General features: G+C 52.8%; 1 protein-coding gene. It reads left to right on the forward strand.

Annotated elements, in window-relative coordinates:
* On the forward strand, positions 1 to 256 hold a 256-nt coding region (locus tag P1S59_14595), incomplete at its 5' end, for a UDP-N-acetylglucosamine 2-epimerase (GenBank protein ID MDF1527453.1).
* Between the last annotated feature and the right edge of the window lie 441 nt (positions 257 to 697).

Here is a 697-nt window from a genome sequence, read left to right on the forward strand (position 1 = left end):
TGAAAGGCGGGTACTGACCCCACGGAAAAAGCTCGGTGTCACCGAACGGCCTTCCACCGTTGAGGTGGGAACGAACTACCTGGCGGGGACAGACCCGGAAAAGATCGTCGCCATTGCCGCAGACATACTGGAGGGGAAGGGAAAGAAAGGCCAAATCCCGCCGCTATGGGACGGCAAGGCGGCCGAGAGGATCGTGGAGATAATTCTTCGAGACTTACAGCCCATCGCTGTTCCACAACGCAACGGCACGATTTAACAGGGATGAAGGGGATACAGGGGATAAGAGCGGGCGATAGGCGAGGGGCGATGGGCAATGGGGAAGAGCAGAGGAAGCGCGGTTTCTATAAAAGCGGTTAAAGCTATTGAACACGAAGTTCATAAAGTTAACGAAGTTAGAGAATTACCGACACGCCTATACGCAAAAGCAATAAGAGCTGTCTCACACAGAGATCACAGGTCACAGAGGAAATCTAACACCGGGTGAAACCAAAAGCTAAAGTCTGTCTCACGCAAAGAACGCGAAGCTCGCCCCTCGATCACGCCTTTGGCGTGACTCGGGGCAGGCAAAGTATACAAAGGAGATCAAAATCAGGGGGGTTAAACCTAATTCTTTGCCTTCCTTAGCGAAACTTGGCGTACATTGCGGTCAGCAGCGCCTGGATCTATCAGCGTCAATCAGCGTGCATCGGCGGCTAAA

It is taken from the genome of bacterium, from assembly GCA_029210965.1.
Lineage (GTDB): Bacteria > BMS3Abin14 > BMS3Abin14 > BMS3Abin14 > BMS3Abin14 > JALHUC01.